Source organism: Amycolatopsis sp. NPDC059027 (assembly GCF_042739735.1).
Lineage (GTDB): Bacteria > Actinomycetota > Actinomycetes > Mycobacteriales > Pseudonocardiaceae > Amycolatopsis.
Genome location: NZ_JBHYIK010000123.1, coordinates 1 through 17,754 on the forward strand (window position 1 = coordinate 1; position 17,754 = coordinate 17,754).

Genomic DNA, 17,754 nt, shown 5'->3' on the forward strand with positions numbered 1-17,754 from the left:
CCGCCTCCCCCCCGGTGTTGTTTCTTTACACCCACTCCCCCAAACCCCCTCCCGGCCCCCCGGGGCCGGGGGCCGCCGGGGCCCCCTCCGGTGAAACTCCGCCCGAAAGAGTCAGGAACGGGTCATCTTGCGCAGCACGTACTGCAGGATGCCGCCGTTGCGGTAGTAGTCCGCCTCACCCGGGGTGTCGATGCGGACGTCGGCGTCGAACTCCACCTTGGTGCCGTCGGCCTTCGTGGCGGTGACGTGCACGGTGCGCGGGGTCTCGCCCTCGTTCAGCTTCGTGATGCCGGAGATGTCGAACGTCTCCGTGCCGTCGAGCTTGAGCGACGCGGCCGACTCGCCCTGCGGGAACTGCAGCGGGATGACGCCCATGCCGATGAGGTTCGACCGGTGGATCCGCTCGAACGACTCGGTGATGACCGCGCGGACGCCCAGCAGCGAGGTGCCCTTGGCCGCCCAGTCACGCGACGAACCGGAGCCGTACTCCTTGCCGCCCAGGACGACCAGCGGCGTTCCGGCGGCGGCGTAGTTCTGCGCCGCGTCGTAGATGAACGCCTGCGGCGCGCCCTCCTGCGTGAAGTCGCGGGTGTAGCCGCCCTGCACGTCGTCAAGCAGCTGGTTGCGCAGCCGGATGTTGGCGAAGGTGCCGCGGATCATCACCTCGTGGTTCCCGCGCCGGGAACCGTAGGAGTTGAAGTCCTTGCGCTCGATGCCGTGCTCGACCAGGTACTGCGCGGCCGGGGTGCCCGGCTTGATCGCGCCGGCGGGGGAGATGTGGTCGGTGGTGACCGAGTCGCCCAGCTTCGCCAGCACCCGCGCACCGGAGATGTCGGTGACGGGGGCGGGCTCGGCGGCCATGCCCTCGAAGTACGGGGGCTTCCGGACGTAGGTGGAGTTCGCGTCCCACTCGAAGGTCTTGCCCTCCGGGGTGGGCAGCGACTTCCAGCGCTCGCCACCGTCGAAGACGTCCGCGTAGTCCTTGGTGAACATCTCCTGCGTGATCGCGTAGTCGATGGTCTCCTGGATCTCCTGCGCCGACGGCCAGATGTCCTTCAGGAACACGTCGTTGCCGTCGGTGTCGGTGCCCAGCGGCTGGGCGGCGAAGTCGAAGTCCATCGTCCCGGCGAGCGCGTAGGCGATGACCAGCGGCGGCGACGCCAGGTAGTTCATCTTGACGTCCGGGTTGATTCGGCCTTCGAAGTTCCGGTTGCCCGACAGCACCGAGACGGCGGTGAGGTCGTTCTCCTGGATCGCGGCGGAGATCTCGTCCGACAGCGGGCCGGAGTTGCCGATGCAGGTGGTGCAGCCGTAGCCGACCAGGTGATAGCCCAGCTTCTCCAGGTACGGCCAGAGGTTGGCCTTGGTGTAGTAGTCGGTGACGACCTGCGAGCCGGGCGCCATCGACGTCTTGACCCACGGCTTGACCGTGAGGCCCTTCTCGACGGCGTTGCGGGCGAGCAGCGCGGCGCCGAGCATGACCGACGGGTTGGACGTGTTGGTGCACGAGGTGATCGAGGCGATCACGACGGCGCCGTGGTCGAGGATGAACTCGCCGCGGTCGGCGCTGGACACCTTGACCGGCTTGCTCGGGCGGCCGCTGCCGCCGTTGGCGGCCGACTGGATGTCGACGGCGTCCTCGTCCTTGAACGACAGTGCGGCCGGGTCGGAGGCCGGGAACGACTCCTCGACGGCCTCGTCGACCTTGGTGTGCGGGGTCTCCTGCTCGCCGTCCACGTAGTCGTGGATCGACTTGCGGAACGACGACTTCGCGTCGGACAGCTCGATGCGGTCCTGCGGGCGCTTCGGGCCGGCGATGGACGGGACCACAGTGGACAGGTCCAGCTCGAGGTACTCGGAGTACGAGGCCTCGTGCGACGGGTCGTGCCAGAGGCCCTGCTCCTTGGCGTACGCCTCGACGAGCGCGACCTGCTCCGCGGAGCGGCCGGTCAGCTTCAGGTAGCGGACGGTCTCCTCGTCGATCGGGAAGATCGCCGCGGTGGAGCCGAATTCGGGGCTCATGTTGCCGATGGTGGCGCGGTTGGCCAGCGGCACCTGGGCGACGCTCTCGCCGTAGAACTCGACGAACTTGCCGACCACGCCGTGGCGGCGCAGCATCTCGGTGATCGTCAGCACGACGTCGGTCGCGGTGACCCCGGCGGGGATCTCGCCGGTCAGCTTGAAGCCGACCACGCGCGGGATGAGCATCGACACCGGCTGGCCCAGCATGGCCGCCTCGGCCTCAATCCCACCTACTCCCCACCCCAAGACGCCAAGGCCGTTGACCATGGTGGTGTGCGAGTCGGTGCCGACGCAGGAGTCGGGGTAGGCCTGGCCGTTGCGCGACATCACGGTGCGCGCGAGGTGCTCGATGTTGACCTGGTGCACGATGCCGGTGCCCGGCGGGACGACCTTGAACTCGTCGAAGGCGCCCTGGCCCCAGCGCAGGAACTGGTAGCGCTCGCGGTTGCGCTCGTACTCGATCTCGACGTTGCGCTCGAAGGCGTCGGCGCGGCCGAACACGTCGATGATCACCGAGTGGTCGATGACCAGCTCGGCGGGCGCGAGCGGGTTGACCTTGTCCGGGTCGCCGCCGAGGTCGGTGACCGCCTCGCGCATGGTGGCGAGGTCGACGACGCACGGCACGCCGGTGAAGTCCTGCATGATCACGCGCGCGGGCGTGAACTGGATCTCGATCGACGGATCGGCGCTGGGATCCCAGCCGCCGAGCGCGCGGATGTGGTCGGCGGTGATGTTCGCGCCGTCCTCGGTGCGCAGCAGGTTCTCGAGCAGGATCTTCAGGCTGTAGGGCAGGCGCTGCGAGCCCTCGACCTTGTTCAGGCGGAACACCTCGTACGAGGCGTCGCCCACCTTCAGCGTGTCTTTGGCGCCGAAGCTGTCCTTGCTGGCAGGTGCAGTCACGTCTAACTCCAGTGGCATGGACTCGCGCCGTTACGACGTCCGTCCCGGGTCAGTTCGGTGTGTGGTTCTCGGTCTTCTGGCGGGGAGCCGTCGGGTCGGCTCCGACCGAGTTTTGCGCATCCCCACCGTAGGTCCGGATGCGGGATGGCACACCTCGTCCGTCCCCTCAAACAGTACGCGTGTCCTGTTTTCACTTCAAGACGACACGCCTGTGACACGGGCCGTGCGGACACACCTGGCCGCAGGGGTCACCCGATATGGGGATTTGTTGCCTACGGTGTGTAAGTTTCTGATGGTGCTTCTGATAATGATGTGACAGCAGGGGCATCGGATGTCTATGACCGATGTGTGACCGACTGGGAGGTGGCGGATCGTGCCGATCCGGCGGGGCGAGCGGGACGGGGTCCGGAGAGGGCTGACCGTCGGCGCGTTCGGGCTGGCGATCCTGCTCGGGGTCACCGGTGTGGGTGCCGCGGCGCCGCCCCCGCCGCCGAATCCGAGCGATTCGGAAATCGATGCCGGCAAGGCCGCGGCCAACGCCAAGGCGGGCGAGGTCGGCAAGCTCACGAACCAGCTGGCGCAGGCCGAGCAGCGGCTCACCCAGTTGCAGAGCGACCTCGAGTCGAAGCAGGAGCTGGCCAACAAGGCGCGCGTGGACATGGAAGCCGCGCAGGACGCCGCCTCGCAGGCCGACCGCGACGCGAAGAACGCACGGACCGAGGCCGACGCGGCCGCCGGCGCCATCGAGAAGGCGCGCGCCGACCTCAAGACGTTCGCCACCGCGAGCTTCGAGCAGGGCAGCACGATCGGATCGGTGTCGGCCTACCTCGGTTCGAACAGCCCGAAGGACATGCTTTCGCGGGCGCAACTGCTGGAGGCGGTCGGCGGCAAGCGGCTGAACGCGCTGGAGGCGTTGCAGCAGGCGCAGACGGAGAAGTCCAACAAGGACGCCGCGGCGCGCAAGGCGCTCGACGTCGCCCAGCAGAAGCAGGCCGCCGCGCAGCAGGCGAAGGCGGGCGCGGACGCCGCGCAGGCGACCGCCGTCGAGGCGCGGCGGAACCAGGCCGCGCAGAACGGCCAGCTCGAGGCGCAGAAGTCCGATGTGGAGCAACAGCTCTTCACCGCGCAGCAGAAGGTCGACGGCCTCCAGGGCCAGCGTCAGCGCTACGAGGACTGGCGCGCGCAGAAGGCGCGCGAGGAAGAGGAGCGGGCCCGTCAGGCCGCGCTGCGCAACTCGGGCAGTGGCAATAGCGGTGGAGGCGGCGGCGCGTGGCGCGACCCGGGCCCGTCGGCTCCGGCGGGCGCGACGGTCGAGGCCGTGATCGCGCGGGCGATGTCCAAGCTCGGCCTGCCCTACGCCTGGGGCGGCGGCAACGCGAGCGGCCCGACCTACGGCATCCGCGACGGCGGGGTCGCCGACGCCTACGGCGACTACAACAAGATCGGCTTCGACTGCTCGGGCCTGATGATCTACGCGTTCGCCGGGGTGCGTTCCCTGGTGCACTACAGCGGTTACCAGTACACCTCGGGGCGCCAGGTCCCGATCTCCCAGATGCGCCGCGGCGACATGCTGTTCTGGGGTTACCCTGGCAACGTCCACCACGTCGCGCTGTACCTCGGCGGCGGGCAGATGATCGAGGCGCAGGAGTCCGGGACGGTCGTGCACGTGACGTCGGTGCGCTACGGCGAGATCATGCCGTACGCCACGCGTCTCATCGGCTGACCGGTCCTGGTACCGCGGGCGGAGCCGGTGTGCGAGGCTCGGCGGGTGCGTCCTTCCCTGTTCGAATTCGCCGGTGGCGAGCCCGCGTTCCTGGCGCTCGCCACCGCACACCACGTGCGGTGCCTCGCCGACCCCGAGCTGAATCACCCGTTCTCCCATCCGGACCAGGACCCGCGGCATGTCGAACGGCTGGCGGCGTACTGGGCCGAGGTCATGGGCGGGCCGCCGCGGTACTCCGAGTCGTGCGGGGACCACACCGCGATGCTGGCGATGCACTCCGGCAACGGCGACATGAGCGATCTCGGCCGCCGGTTCGTCGAGTGCTTCGTGCACGCGGCCGACGACGCGGGGCTGCCGGACGATCCGGCGTTCCGGGCGGCGCTGCGCGCGTACATGGAGTGGGCGGTCGCCGAGGTTCTGTCCTATCCGGACGACGGGGTCCCCGCCGGGCTGTCGATGCCGCGCTGGACCTGGGACGGGCTGCGGGACTGAATGCGGTACGCGGGAATCGTGCTGGCGGGCGGCCGCGCGCGACGGCTGTCCGGAGTGGACAAACCGGCGCTGGTGGTGGGCGGGACTTCGTTGCTGGCCAAGGCGATCGAGGCGCTCTCGGGCGCCGAACGGATCGTGGTGGCCGGGCCGGAGCGGCCGGGCTTCGGTGACGTCGTGTGGACGCGGGAGGCGGAGCCGGGCAGCGGGCCGGTCGCGGCGCTGGCGGCCGGACTCGCCGAGATCCCGGCGGACGTCGAGCGGGTGGTCGTGCTGGCGGCGGATCTGCCCGGCGTCCGGAAGTCCACTGTGGACCGGTTGCTCGCCGGGCTGGGCACGCGGGACGGCGCGGTGCTGCTCGACGAAACCGGGGAACGGCAGTGGCTGCTGGGCGCGTGGCAGGCCGGTGCGCTGCGCGAAGCACTGCCGGAGCAGGCCGAGAACGCGTCGCTGCGGCGCACACTGGGCGGTCTGGAGATCGCCGAGGTCCTCGCCCGGCGGGGGGAAGCCGACGACATCGACACGCCGGGGGACCTCGAGCGGCATTCCTGACGTCTTCACAACTGTCACACCGGCGATGTTGTTGACTGACGTCGCGGGCCGCCGTGCCCCGCCGCCGGGGGAGGCAGTACCGTCGCACCGCAGGCGTGATCACCGTCGCGGCGCCCAGCTCGCCGTCTCGCGGTGGAGTGGAGACACACAGGAGGCAGAGTGACCGAGGCCGGCTACGCCGAGGGTGGCAACGGGCAGCAGGCCCCGACACCGGCACGGGACGCCCAGCTGCTGGAGCGGACCGTGTTCGAGGTCAAGCGCATCATCGTCGGCCAGGACAGACTGGTCGAGCGGATGCTCGTCGGGCTGCTGGCCAAGGGCCACCTGCTGCTGGAAGGCGTGCCCGGCGTGGCGAAGACCCTCGCGGTGGAGACCTTCGCGCGGGTGGTCGGCGGGTCGTTCTCCCGTGTCCAGTTCACCCCGGACCTCGTGCCCGCCGACATCCTCGGCACGCGGATCTACCGGCAGGGCGCCGAGCGGTTCGACGTCGAGCTCGGCCCGGTCGTGGCGAACTTCGTGCTCGCCGACGAGATCAACCGCGCGCCGGCGAAGGTGCAGTCGGCGATGCTCGAGGTGATGGCCGAGCGGCACGTGTCCATCGGCGGGCAGACCTTCCCGATGCCGGACCCGTTCCTGGTGCTGGCGACGCAGAACCCGATCGAGAACGAGGGCGTCTACCCGCTGCCGGAGGCGCAGCGCGACCGGTTCCTGTTCAAGATCGTCGTGGAGTACCCCTCCGCCGAGGAGGAGCGCGAGATCATCTACCGGATGGGTGTCACCCCGCCCACCCCGCACGAGGTGCTGAGCCCGGCCGAGCTGGTCCGGCTGCAGGGCGTCGCGTCGCAGGTCTTCGTGCACCACGCGCTGGTCGACTACGTGGTGCGGCTCGTGCTCACCACCCGTACGCCGAACGAGCACGGCCTCGCCGACGTCGCCGGGTGGGTCTCCTACGGTGCCTCGCCGCGCGCGAGCCTGGGCATCATCGCCGCCGCGCGGGCGCTCGCGCTGGTCCGTGGCCGGGACTACGTGCTCCCGCAGGACGTCGTCGACGTCGTCCCGGACGTGCTGCGGCACCGGCTCGTGCTGTCCTACGACGCGCTGGCCGACGGTGTCCCCATCGACCACATCATCAGCCGCGTCCTGCAGACCGTCCCGCTGCCGCAGGTCTCGGCGCGCCCGCAGAGCGGCTCCGGGCAGCCGCCCGTCGGCGCCGCACCCGTCAGGTAACCCGCGGTGGTGAAGAACGAGCAGGGCGAGCACCCCTCGTGGGCGCCGCCGATCCTGCGCGGGGACCGGCTGGAGGCCGGGCTGCGCACGCTCGAACTGGACGTGCGCCGCAGGCTCGACGGGCTGCTGCAGGGCAACCACCTCGGCCTCGTGCCGGGGCCGGGTTCGGAACCGGGCGAGGCCCGGCCGTACCAGCCCGGCGACGACGTGCGCCGGATGGACTGGGCGGTCACCGCGCGGACCACGACCCCGCACATCCGGGAGACGGTGGCCGACCGCGAGCTGGAGACCTGGGTCGTCGCGGATCTTTCGGCGAGTCTCGACTTCGGGACCGCGTTGTGCGAGAAGCGGGATCTGGTCGTCTGTGCCGTCGCCGCGGTCGCGCATCTGACCGGCGGTGGTGGTAACCGGATCGGCGCGCTGATCTCGAACGGCGCGGAGTCTGCGCGGGTGCCCGCCAGGGGCGGGCTGGCGCACGCGCGCGGCCTGGTGCGCCGGGTGGCGCAGACGCCGCGTGCCGCCGAAGGCGTGCGGGGTGACCTCGCCCAGGCACTGGAGCAGCTGCGGCGGCCGCCGCGCAGGCGGGGCCTCGCGGTGGTGATCTCCGATTTCCTCGGCGGTACCGAATGGCAGCGTCCGCTGCGGGCGCTGGGCGGGCGGCACGACCTGATCGCGATCGAGGTCCTCGACCCGCGGGACGTCGATCTGCCCGAGGTGGGCACCGTCGTGCTCGCCGATCCGGAGACCGGGAGGCAGCGCGAGGTGCACGCTTCGGCGTTGCTGCGCAAGGAGTTCGGGGCGGCCGCGCAGGCACACCGGGCGGAGGTCGCGAGCGCGCTGCGGCGCGCGGGCGCGGCACATCTGGTGCTGCGCACCGATTCCGACTGGATCGCCGACATGGTCCGGTTCGTCGTTGCTCGTAAACGTCGTTGGTCGGGGGGAGTGGCATGAGCGAAGCTTGCGAGCGAATCATGGATGTCATGCGCCAAAAGGGAATTGACGCAGTCTCGCGAAGCGAGTCCTTCGCATGAGCCTGACCGGCTTCGCGTCGCCGTGGTGGTTCCTGCTGCTGCTGGCGGTGGCCGCCGTCGTCGTCGGGTACGTGCTTTCGCAGCGTGCCCGCCGCAAGCGGACGATGCGGTTCGCGAACCTGGAGCTGCTGGAAAAGGTCGCGCCGAAAGCGCAGGGCTGGATCCGGCACCTCCCGGCGATCCTGATCGTGCTGGCGATGCTGGTGCTGACCGTCGCGCTCGCCGGGCCGACCGCCGAGCAGAAGGTCCCGCGCAACCGGGCCACGGTGATGCTGGTGATCGACGTGTCGCTGTCCATGGAGGCGACCGACGTCGCGCCCACGCGGCTCAAGGCGGCGCAGGAGGCGGCGAGGTCGTTCGCGCAGAACATGACGCCGGGGGTGAACCTCGGGCTGATCTCCTTCGCCGGGACGGCGACCGTGCTGGTCAATCCGACCACCGATCGCGGCGGCGTGGTGAAGGCGATCGACAACCTCAAGCTCGCGCAGTCCACCGCCACCGGTGAGGGTATTTTCGCGGCGCTGCAATCGATCGAGAGTTTCTCGGCGGTCGTCGGCGGCGCGGAGGGACCACCGCCCGCGCGGATCGTGCTGATGAGCGACGGCAAGCAGACCGTGCCGGACGACCTGTACGCGCCACGGGGCGGGTACACGGCGGCGCTGGCGGCGAAACAGGCACAGATCCCGATCTCGTCGATCTCGTTCGGGACTTCCCACGGTTCGGTGGACATCGACGGCAAACCCCAGGACGTCCGGGTCGACGACGAGTCGCTGCAGGAGATCGCGCGGCTGTCCGGCGGCGACTTCTACAAGGCGGCCAGCGCGGACGAGCTGAAACGGGTCTACGCCGACCTCGGCGAGCAGATCGGCTACGAGCTCAAGGACGCCGACGCGAGCAAACCGTGGGTCGTGCTCGGCACGCTGGTGCTGATGATCGGCGCGGCGGCGTCGTTGTTCATCGGCCAGAGACTGCCCTGATGACGAGCCCGTCCGTGCTGGCAACGGCGCCGGGTGTGATCCCGTACGTCGAGTATCACGACGGTCCACGGCGACTGCTCGTCATCGACATACCGTGCGGTGGCAACGAAGCACGCCGGAGCGCGCCGATCGCGAGCATCGACGGCAGGCAGTACGTGGTTTCGTGGGGCACCGTGTCGTTCGAGATTCCCGCCGACCGGAACGTTCATGTCAGCGTGTATCTGCAGAGCAGCGGCGGCGGGGCGCACTACGCGTCGACTCAGTTCGCCTCCGCGATCCTGCCTCCTCACCCGGCTCCGGCGCGGCTGGCCGCGAGGCTTTCCTCGGCCATGGAGGGGGCACTCGTGCCGGTTGAGCCGCCCCGGGCCTGAGGAGGCTCACGAGTTCGCGAACCCGTTCTGGCGCCAGGCTTCGTAGACGCTGATGGCCGCGGTGTTCGCGAGGTTGAGGGACCGGCTCGTCGGCAGCATGGGCAGGCGGACGCGGTCGGTGACCTCGGGTGCGTGCTGGACGTCGGCGGGCAGCCCGGCCGACTCCGGGCCGAACATGAGCACGTCTCCCGGCGCGTAGGCGACATCGGTGTGCAGGCGGGTCGCGGACGCGCTGAAGGCGTAGACCTTCGCGGGCAGCAGGGCGTGCCACGCCGCGTCGAGATCGGCGTGGACGTGCACGCGGGCGAGGTCGTGGTAGTCGAGGCCGGCGCGGCGCAGCTGCTTGTCCTCGAAGCCGAAGCCGAGCGGCTCGACCAGATGCAGTTCGCAGCCGGTGTTCGCGGCGAGCCGGATGGCGTTCCCGGTGTTCGGCGGGATTTCCGGGTGGTAGAAGAGGATCCGGAACACGCGGGTCAGCCCTCGGCGGGCAGGTACGGGAGGTAGGCGTCGCGCACCTGCTCGGGTGGCGCGGTCTTGGTCATGGTGGCGGGATCGACGAACACGTACCGGAGGGTGGCCTCGGCGATCAGGGTGTCGCCGCGGCGGATCTCGAAGTCGAAGATCAGCGACGTCGTGCCGAGGTGGTTGAGGAACGGGGCGACGACGAGTTCCTCGTCGAAGCGCGCCGGCGCGCGGAACCTGAGGGTGCACTCGGCGACCACGACGTCCACGCCGTTGGCCAGGAACTCTTCGTGCGTACCGAAAAGCGCCTTCTCGATCTCGAAGCAGGCCATGTCGACGTAGGCCATGTAGTGGGCGTTGAAGACGATGCCCTGGCCGTCGCATTCGTGGTAGCGGACACGCAGCGGCATTTCGACGATCGGCTTGCGAGGTGCGGTCATCCGTCCAATCTAGGTGATCGGACCGGACGGATGACCGCCTGCCCGGGCGCGGGTGCGCCGCAGGACGCTAGACGAACTTGACCTCGGGGTAGCACGGCGAGGGACCGTCGAACAGGTGCCGGTCGAAGCCCCGCAGATGCAGGTCGAAGAAACCGGAGACGAAGTCACGCTGGGCGGTCAGCGAACGCCCGGGATCGACGGTCCCGATCAGGTCGATGCGTTTGTCCGCCGAGATGAGCTGCGCGAACTGCGGGACGAGCGCCTGGAGGTCGCTGTAACCGAGATGCCTGCTGCCGTCGATCGTGAGATCGCGCTTCCAGCCGCGCTGGCTGGCCCAGAAGTCGACCCATGACCGGTCGAAGGGGTTGACGTGGTTGTGGTCGGTCGGCTTGCCGGTTGCCGGATCGACGAGCTGGCTGCCGAACAGCAGGAACGGCCGGTCGAGACCGTGCTTGACCACCTCGCCGGGCAGGTACGGGATACCGTTGGCGCCGAAGCCGTAGGCCATCGCGCCGTCGAGGTTGACGCCCGCGTCGATACGGCTGTCGTGGTACATCGTCTCGCCGCTGGTGTAGCCGCCGTAGGAATGGCCGAACATGCCGACCCGCGAGAGATCCAGCGCCTGGCCGAGGTGACGGGGGAGCGGGCGCTGCTCCGCATCGGGGTTGTCCCCCTGTGCCAGGCGGGTCAGCTGGTCGAGCAGGAACCGGCTGTCGCCGACACGGGTGTCGATGGCCTTCTTCATCTCCACGGGGTCACCGGGAGCGGACATCGAGCGCTCGACCCGGCCGCCGGGGAACTCGACCGCTGCGGACTCGTGGGTATGGGAGAGCGAGACGACCACATAGCCTCGGCTCGCGAGGTCGTCGGTGAGGACGGCGTATGTTTCGCGCGCCACGCCGTAACCGGGCGAGAACAGGACGACGGGACGTTGCCCGAGCGAGGGGTCCGCGGGCGCATCGGTACGCGCGTGGCGCTGGGTCGCGGCCCAGTCGACCGACTTCGGCGGGAGTCCGAGCTGGACCTCGCCCAGCTTCTCGGTCGACGCGGCGACACCCGGCGGCTGCCACGGAGCGCGGGGAGCGGGCCGCGAGTGTCGCACGGGATAGGTGACCGTGGCCATCAGTTCGCGTTGCTGCGAAACCACCCACGGATCCTTGCGCTGTGGGTCGACGAGATGCAGCGAGGTGGTGCCGACCTGGTACGGGCCGGTGAGGGTGGGCAGGGTGAGCCGGACGGGCGCCGCCGCGGGGGCGGCGGTGGCCGGGACCGCGGCGCCGAGGGTGGCGGCGAGCGCGAGACTTCCGGCCACGGCGAGAGAACGCAACGTGGACCTCCAGAACGTCGAAGATCTTCACACTCTGGCGGAGCGCCGGGCGTGTCCGCGTCCCACATTTGAGGGACAAGGGTCCGACCCCGGTAGGGGGTTTCACCCATGCAGCGCGCGGTAGGCGGCGGCCGCACCGGGATGCAGCGGCACGGCACCGGTGCCGATCAGGGTGCGCACGTCGAGGAACTGCGTCCCGACGGCCTGGGCGGGAACCAGTTCGGCGGCCCTGCCCACGAGCAGCCGCACCACCGCGTCGGCGACGTCGCCGGGCAGTGCGGGCGAGCAGACGAGCAGGTTCGCGACCCCGATGGTGCCCAGCTCCCCGACACCGCGGTAGGCCTCGGCGGGGACGAGAACCTGGTCGTACACCGGACCGTACGCGGCGCGCAGCGCGGACAGCACGCCGTCGAGCGGGACGAGCGTGATCGGGGTCGTGCGGTTGAGCTCGGCCAGCGCGGGGGTCGGAATCCCGCCGGACCACAGGATCGCGTCACTGCGCTTCGAAGCCAGCGACGCGATCGAGTCGGCGAGTTGCAGGTGCTGCGCGTTCACCCGGACCCCCGCCGCGGCGAACAGCCGTTCGCCGAACTGCGCGGCGCCCGAGCCGCTCGCGCCCAGCACGACGGGACGCCCTGCCAGGTCGGCGAGCCCGCGCACGCCGCTGTCCGCCCTGGCCACGAGCTGAAGGTAGTTCTCGTAGACGCGGCCGATCGCGCGCAGCGGCACCGGCGCGGTGAACGGGCGGGCCCCGGCGGCCGCGGCGTGTGCGATGTCGGAGCTGACCAGACCGAGGTCGGCGGCTCCGTCGCGGACACGCTGCACGTTGGTGACGCTCGCGTCGGTCGGTACCGCGGTGCAGTGCAGCAGCGGTTCGGCGCGGCCGAGTTCCGCGGCGAGGAGTTCGGCGAAGGCGAGGTAGAACCCGCCGGGTTCACCCGCCGCGATGGTGACGGCGCGTTCCGGGCCGCGGTACCCCGAGGACGAACACCCCGCGAGCGCGAGGCCGAGACCGCCGAGCAGCGCGGCGCGCCGGGAGAAGCCGCTCATGGGGCGTCCTCCTCGGCCAGGGGCAGGACGACCCGGACGTCGAGCCCGTGTGGCTCCACGGCGTGCAGTTCGAGCCGTCCGTCGCGGGTGCGGACGTGCTGGCTCGCGATCGCCAGGCCCAGCCCGGTACCGCGCGGCGCGCCTTCGCCACTGCCTCGCCAGAACCGCCGTACCGCCCGCTCACGGTCCTCTGTGGACAGTCCGGGCCCGTCGTCGGCGACCGACAGCGTCGCGGTGCCCGCCGCCGGATCGGTGCTCCAGCGCGCGGTGATGGTGGCGCCGCGCCCGGCGTAGTGCACGGCGTTGTCGAGCAGGACGTCGAGGATCTCGGCGAGCTGGCCTTCGGAACATCGCACGAGGACCGGTTCGGAGTGCCCGTCGGCGGGCACGATTTTCGCGCCCGCGTCGTCCGCGGCCGGACGCCAGGCGTCGACGCGCTCGGAGAGCACCGAAGGCAGATCGCACGGCTCGTCCTCGGCGGTGCCTGCCGCCAGCCGGGTCGCCGTACTCTCCGCGAGCGCCAGCGCGAGCAGGCCGTCGAGCAGCTTCTCCAGCCGCTCGACCTCCGAAACCGTTGCGCGGTAAGTCTTCTGGGCTTCTTCGTCGATGTGCGGGGCGAGGCCGTCTACGCGCAACCGTAACGCGGCCATCGGGTTCCGGAGCTGGTGAGAGGCGTCGGCGACGAGCTGGTGTTGCTGTTCGGCGGACTCCAGAACGGCGTCGGACATCCGGTTGAACAGTTTCGCCAGCGACCGCAGCTCCCCGGGCCCCGCGCGTTCGCGTACCTGCGCGCGATGGCCGGACGCCACCGCGAGGACACCGGCCTCGAGTTCGTTGAGCGGCCGCAGCATCCAGTGCGCCAGCAGCACGGCGAGCAGCACGAACACCACCGCGACCAGCAGCGCGCCCGCCCCGATCGCGCTCCAGCGGTCGGCGACGTCGGCGGTCGCCGCGGCCACCGACGCCCGGAGCACGACGACGCCCGCCACCCGTGTCCCGGTGCCGACCGGCCGGGCGAACAACGCGGGCTCGTCCGACCACGGCGTCAGCTGTTCGACCTTCGGCGCGGGCTCGTTCCGCATGGTCGCCTCGACGAGCGCGTGGACCGCGGGTTCGGCCGCGGTCATCCCGCCCGCCTGCACGAGCGGCACGCGCTGCGCGTTCACCACGACCACGGCCTCGCCGTACAGCTCGGCGTAGCGGTTCGCGTCCGCGGTGAGCGCGCCCGCGTCTCGGGAGTCGACGGCTTGCTGAGCCAGCACGACGAAGCGGTCGACGTCCGCGCTGCGGCCGATGACCAGCTGCTGGGTGCGCTGCTCGGTGGTGGAGATCAGCAGCGGCACCGCGAACGCGGCGACCACGGCCAGCGCGAGCGTGACCAGGACGGCCAGGAGCCGGGTGCGCACCGGGTCAGTCCCGGCCGAGCCGGTAGCCGAAGCCGCGGATGGTGGTGACCAGGCCGGGCCGGTCGAGTTTCGACCGCAGCCCGGTCAGGTGGACGTCGAGCGACCGGGACACGCCGACATGGGCGTCGCCCCACACCTCGTCCATCAGCCGCTGCCTGCTGACCGCGGCGCCGGGTCGCTCGGCCAGCACGGCGAGGATGTCGAACTCCTTGGTGGTGAGCCCGATGTCGTGGCCCGCCACCAGGACGCGCCGTTTCCCGAGGTCGATCTCGACGTCCTCGATGCGGACGATGTCCCCGGCCGGGACGGCGCGGGCCGCGGCGCGGCGGAGCACGGTGTCCATCCTGGCGAGCAGTTCGGCCTTGCCGACGGGTTTGCGCAGGTAGTCGTCGGCGCCGAGGCGGAGGCCGCGGACCACGGTCCGCTCGTCGCCCAGCGCGGTCAGCACGATGACCGGCACCGTGGAGACCTGGCGCAGTTTGCGCAGCACCTCGAGCCCGTGCAGGTCGGGCAGCATCAGGTCCAGCAGCAGCAGGTCGGCGTCGCGGTGCCGGAGCAGGGCGTCGGCACCGCGAGCGACGTGCGTGACCGTGTGCCGATGGGCGTGCAGGATGTCGGTGAGCGCTTCGGCGATCGCCGGTTCGTCCTCGACCAGCAGCACGCGCACCGTCATCCCTTTCGCCTCAGGCCTCGTGGTCGCGTTCCAGCTCGGAACTGTGCGAGGTCTCGCGCATTGTCCCGTACACGATGAGCGAGACCAGCACGCAGCCCGTGACGTACCAGAAGAACACCGATTCGTGACCCGCGGTCTTCAGCGCCTGCGCGATGAGTTCCGCGGTGCCGCCGAAGATCGCGACGGTCAGCGCGTAGGGCAGGCCGACGCCGAGCGCGCGGATCTTGGTCGGGAACAGCTCGGCCTTCACGATCGCGTTGATCGAGGTGTACCCGGTGACGATCACCAGCCCGGCGAGCATCAGCAGGAAGGCGAGCACCGGCTGCTTCGTCGCGCCCATCAGCGTCATGATCGGGACCGTGCAGAGCGTGCCGCCGATACCGAAGAACATCAGCAGCTTGCGGCGCCCGATGCGGTCGGACAGCTTCCCCGCGAGGGGCTGCAGGATCGCCGCGACGAGGATCGCCGAGAACAGGATGACGGTGACCGTCCGGCGCGGGATGCCCGCGGTGTTCTCCATGAACTTCTGGCTGTAGGTGGCGAAGGTGTAGAACGACACCGTGCCGCCCAGCGTCAGGCCGACGACGAGCGCGATCTCCTTGGGATACTTGATCAGTGCGCGCAGGGTGCCGCGTTCGCCCGCCTGGCGGCCGGATCCGCCGCTCTTGGCGCTTTCGGCCTCGAAGCTCGCGGACTCGTCCATGCCACGCCGCAGGTACATGACCACGACCGCGGCCACCGCGCCGACGACGAACGCGATCCGCCAGCCCCACGCCGTCAGCTGAGCCTCGGTAAGGATGCTCTGCAGCAGCAACTGGAGGCCGAGCGCGAGGAGCTGGCCGCCGTACAGGGTCACGTACTGGAAGCTGGAGTAGAACCCGCGTTTGCCGGGAGTGGCCACTTCGGACAGATAGGTCGCGGAGGTGGAGTACTCGCCGCCGACCGAAAGGCCCTGGATGAGACGGGCGAGCAGGAGCAGGATCGGCGCGGCGATGCCGATGTCCTTGTACGTCGGGGTGACCGCGATGAGCAGCGAGCCGAAGGCCATCATCGAGACCGACAGCACCAGCGCGAACCGGCGCCCGAACCGGTCGGCGATCCGGCCGAGCATCCAGCCGCCGAGCGGCCGCATGAGGAACCCGACCGCGAAAACCGCCGCCGTTCCGAGGAAAGCCGCCGTGGTGTCCTTGGCGGGGAAGAACGACTTCGCGAAGTAAGTGGTGAACGCGGCGTAGGCGTACCAGTCGTACCACTCGATCAGGTTGCCGATCGATCCGCGCAGCACGTTGCCGATGACCCGCCGTTCGCTCGCGGGCGTGGACTCGGTGATCCGGGTTGTCATCTTTGACCCTCCTGTGTTGAGGCTCACCGTGAACAATCGGTGACGAACGGGCAAGTACGGGGGACGGTTCCTAACATCCGCTTAGGACGTTCGTGGCTACCCGGAGGTAAGGGAGCGGCGGGTGCGGGGCCTGCGACGTCAGCCGATAGCCTCGTGGCCGTCAGTGCGGAGACGACGCGAGGAGTGCTGTAGTGGGACGGTCGGTTCTGGTCACCGGGGGCAACCGTGGCATCGGTCTGGCGATCGCCCGGGATCTCGCGGGACAAGGCCACAAGGTGGCTGTCACCCACCGCGGTTCGGGCGCCCCGGACGGGTTGTTCGGCGTGCAGGCGGACGTCACCGACACCGAGCAGATCGACGAGGCCTTCAAGCTCGTCGAGGAGCACCAGGGCCCGGTCGAGGTGCTGGTGTCGAACGCGGGCCTGACCGACGACACGCTGCTGATGCGGATGAGCGAGGACCAGTTCGCCCGCGTGGTCGACGCGAACCTCACCGGCGCCTACCGCGTCGCCAAGCGCGCCTCCCGCGGGATGCTGCGCGGCAAGTGGGGCCGGTTCGTGTTCATCTCCTCGGTGGTCGCGCTGACCGGCTCGGCCGGCCAGGCGAACTACGCGGCGAGCAAGGCCGGGCTGATCGGCTTCGCGCGGTCGCTGGCGCGGGAGCTGGGCTCGCGCAACATCACCTCGAACGTCATCACGCCGGGGTTCGTGCAGACCGACATGACCGACGAACTCGGCGAGGAGCGCAAGCAGCAGATCCTCGGCCAGATCCCGGCCGGCCGCTACGCCGATCCGGCCGAGATCGCCGCCGCGGTCCGGTACCTCGCCTCGGAGGAGGCCGGCTACGTCAACGGCGCGGTGCTGCCCGTCGACGGTGGCCTCGGCCTCGGCCACTGACCCCCCTCGGTTTTCCCTTCCGAACCACGACCTGGAGGATTCGTGCCCGGACTGCTCGAAGGCAAGCGCCTGCTCATCACCGGCGTCATCACCGACGCGTCGCTCGCGTTCCACGCGGCCAGGATCGCCCAGCAGGAGGGGGCGAAGGTGGTGCTCACCGGCTTCGGCAGGCTGTCGCTCGTCGAGCGCATCGCCAAGCGGCTGCCCGAGGAGGCGCCGGTCCTGGAGCTGGACGTCACCAACCAGGAGCACCTGGACTCGCTGGCGGACCGCGTCCGTGAGCACGTCGACGGCCTCGACGGCGTCCTGCACTCGATCGGCTTCGCCCCGCAGACCTGCCTCGGTGCGCCGTTCCTGGACGCCCCGAGCGAGGACGTCAAGGTCGCGGTGGACGTCTCCGCGTTCTCGTTCAAAGCCCTTACGGTGGCTACGCTGCCGCTGCTGAGCCGTGGCGCGTCGATCGTCGGCATGGACTTCGACGCGCGGGTCGCGTGGCCGGTCTACAACTGGATGGGCGTGGCGAAGGCGGCGCTGGAGTCGGTCAACCGCTACCTGGCGAAGGAGCTCGGGCCGAAGGGCATCCGGGTCAACCTGGTGTCCGCGGGCCCGATGAAGACGATGGCGGCGAAGTCGATCCCGGGCTTCAACGAGCTGGAGGAAGGCTGGGGCGACCGTGCGCCGCTCGGCTGGGACAGCTCCGACCCGGACCCGACGGCGAAGTCCGTCTGCGCGGTCCTGTCGGACTGGCTGCCCGCCACCACCGGCTCGATGATCATGGTCGACGGCGGCGTCCACGCCCTCGGCATCTGACTGCCGCTGCTCAAGCGCCGTTAAGGCCACCTTACGGGCGTCAGACGCCCGTAAGG

Annotated in this window: 17 protein-coding genes; 9 read left to right on the forward strand and 8 right to left on the reverse strand. The window is 70.3% G+C overall.

The window, feature by feature from the left end; translation table 11 throughout:
* Positions 1 to 111 precede the first annotated feature (111 nt).
* The gene (gene acnA / locus ACFWY9_RS43185) at positions 112 to 2,922 is read right to left on the reverse strand and encodes an aconitate hydratase AcnA (protein WP_378322719.1); all 2,811 of its coding nucleotides are present in this window, start codon (positions 2,920 to 2,922) and stop codon (positions 112 to 114) included.
* 373 nt (positions 2,923 to 3,295) lie between these two features.
* Here acnA and ACFWY9_RS43190 point away from each other — a divergent pair, with 373 nt between their 5' ends.
* From ACFWY9_RS43190 to ACFWY9_RS43220, 7 genes are all read left to right on the forward strand, one after another.
* Positions 3,296 to 4,645 carry an NlpC/P60 family protein gene (locus tag ACFWY9_RS43190; protein ID WP_378322720.1) on the forward strand — a complete coding sequence of 450 codons (1,350 nt, stop codon included), beginning with the start codon at positions 3,296 to 3,298 and terminating at the stop codon, positions 4,643 to 4,645.
* A 45-nt stretch (positions 4,646 to 4,690) separates the two neighbouring features.
* On the forward strand, positions 4,691 to 5,137 hold the full coding sequence (locus ACFWY9_RS43195; RefSeq protein ID WP_378341618.1) for a group II truncated hemoglobin: 447 nt from the start codon (positions 4,691 to 4,693) through the stop codon (positions 5,135 to 5,137).
* Entirely contained in the window at positions 5,138 to 5,686 is a 549-nt protein-coding gene (locus tag ACFWY9_RS43200) for a molybdenum cofactor guanylyltransferase (protein ID WP_378322722.1), read from the forward strand. It abuts the gene before it with no gap.
* Between the two features lie 159 nt (positions 5,687 to 5,845).
* Positions 5,846 to 6,913: an AAA family ATPase gene (locus tag ACFWY9_RS43205; protein ID WP_378341619.1), complete on the forward strand. Its 1,068-nt coding sequence runs from the start codon at positions 5,846 to 5,848 to the stop codon at positions 6,911 to 6,913.
* A 6-nt stretch (positions 6,914 to 6,919) separates the two neighbouring features.
* On the forward strand, positions 6,920 to 7,864 hold the full coding sequence (locus ACFWY9_RS43210) for a DUF58 domain-containing protein (protein WP_378322725.1): 945 nt from the start codon (positions 6,920 to 6,922) through the stop codon (positions 7,862 to 7,864).
* Between the two features lie 76 nt (positions 7,865 to 7,940).
* Positions 7,941 to 8,921: a VWA domain-containing protein gene (locus tag ACFWY9_RS43215; RefSeq protein WP_378322726.1), complete on the forward strand. Its 981-nt coding sequence runs from the start codon at positions 7,941 to 7,943 to the stop codon at positions 8,919 to 8,921.
* Entirely contained in the window at positions 8,921 to 9,292 is a 372-nt protein-coding gene (locus ACFWY9_RS43220) for a hypothetical protein (protein ID WP_378322727.1), read from the forward strand. Before ACFWY9_RS43215 ends, ACFWY9_RS43220 begins: the two co-directional genes overlap by 1 nt.
* 6 nt (positions 9,293 to 9,298) lie before the next feature.
* On the opposite strand, the gene ACFWY9_RS43225 is transcribed toward ACFWY9_RS43220, so the two are convergent.
* From ACFWY9_RS43225 to ACFWY9_RS43255, 7 genes are all read right to left on the reverse strand, one after another.
* A complete protein-coding gene (locus ACFWY9_RS43225) occupies positions 9,299 to 9,760 on the reverse strand; it encodes a tRNA (cytidine(34)-2'-O)-methyltransferase (RefSeq protein WP_378341620.1) in 462 nt (153 codons plus the stop codon).
* A gap of 5 nt (positions 9,761 to 9,765) precedes the next feature.
* Positions 9,766 to 10,194 carry an acyl-CoA thioesterase gene (locus ACFWY9_RS43230; RefSeq protein WP_378322730.1) on the reverse strand — a complete coding sequence of 143 codons (429 nt, stop codon included), beginning with the start codon at positions 10,192 to 10,194 and terminating at the stop codon, positions 9,766 to 9,768.
* 67 nt (positions 10,195 to 10,261) lie between these two features.
* On the reverse strand, positions 10,262 to 11,521 hold the full coding sequence (locus ACFWY9_RS43235) for an alpha/beta hydrolase family protein (protein WP_378341621.1): 1,260 nt from the start codon (positions 11,519 to 11,521) through the stop codon (positions 10,262 to 10,264).
* Between the two features lie 102 nt (positions 11,522 to 11,623).
* Complete coding sequence (locus tag ACFWY9_RS43240; protein ID WP_378341622.1) at positions 11,624 to 12,571, reverse strand: TAXI family TRAP transporter solute-binding subunit; 948 nt, start codon at positions 12,569 to 12,571, stop codon at positions 11,624 to 11,626.
* A complete protein-coding gene (locus ACFWY9_RS43245; protein ID WP_378341623.1) occupies positions 12,568 to 13,977 on the reverse strand; it encodes a sensor histidine kinase in 1,410 nt (469 codons plus the stop codon). Before ACFWY9_RS43245 ends, ACFWY9_RS43240 begins: the two co-directional genes overlap by 4 nt.
* Positions 13,978 to 13,981: 4 nt before the next feature.
* Entirely contained in the window at positions 13,982 to 14,650 is a 669-nt protein-coding gene (locus tag ACFWY9_RS43250; RefSeq protein ID WP_378322736.1) for a response regulator transcription factor, read from the reverse strand.
* Positions 14,651 to 14,660: 10 nt separating this feature from the next.
* A complete protein-coding gene (locus ACFWY9_RS43255) occupies positions 14,661 to 15,992 on the reverse strand; it encodes an MFS transporter (RefSeq protein ID WP_378341624.1) in 1,332 nt (443 codons plus the stop codon).
* A 191-nt stretch (positions 15,993 to 16,183) separates the two neighbouring features.
* Here ACFWY9_RS43255 and fabG point away from each other — a divergent pair, with 191 nt between their 5' ends.
* Both fabG and fabI read left to right on the forward strand, forming a co-directional pair.
* A complete protein-coding gene (fabG, locus tag ACFWY9_RS43260; RefSeq protein WP_378322738.1) occupies positions 16,184 to 16,888 on the forward strand; it encodes a 3-oxoacyl-ACP reductase FabG in 705 nt (234 codons plus the stop codon).
* A gap of 42 nt (positions 16,889 to 16,930) precedes the next feature.
* Positions 16,931 to 17,698 (forward strand): enoyl-ACP reductase FabI, encoded by a 768-nt coding sequence (gene fabI / locus ACFWY9_RS43265; protein ID WP_378322739.1) that lies wholly within the window; start codon positions 16,931 to 16,933, stop codon positions 17,696 to 17,698.
* Positions 17,699 to 17,754 lie beyond the last annotated feature (56 nt).

Coding starts and splice junctions, on each gene's coding strand:
- ACFWY9_RS43200 (WP_378322722.1), top strand. CDS start 5,138: ATGCGGTACGCGGGAATCGTGCTGGCGGGCGGCCGCGCGCGACGGCTG.
- ACFWY9_RS43215 (WP_378322726.1), top strand. CDS start 7,941: ATGAGCCTGACCGGCTTCGCGTCGCCGTGGTGGTTCCTGCTGCTGCTG.
- ACFWY9_RS43220 (WP_378322727.1), top strand. CDS start 8,921: ATGACGAGCCCGTCCGTGCTGGCAACGGCGCCGGGTGTGATCCCGTAC.
- ACFWY9_RS43230 (WP_378322730.1), bottom strand. CDS start 10,194: ATGACCGCACCTCGCAAGCCGATCGTCGAAATGCCGCTGCGTGTCCGC.
- ACFWY9_RS43240 (WP_378341622.1), bottom strand. CDS start 12,571: ATGAGCGGCTTCTCCCGGCGCGCCGCGCTGCTCGGCGGTCTCGGCCTC.
- ACFWY9_RS43250 (WP_378322736.1), bottom strand. CDS start 14,650: ATGACGGTGCGCGTGCTGCTGGTCGAGGACGAACCGGCGATCGCCGAA.
- ACFWY9_RS43255 (WP_378341624.1), bottom strand. CDS start 15,992: ATGACAACCCGGATCACCGAGTCCACGCCCGCGAGCGAACGGCGGGTC.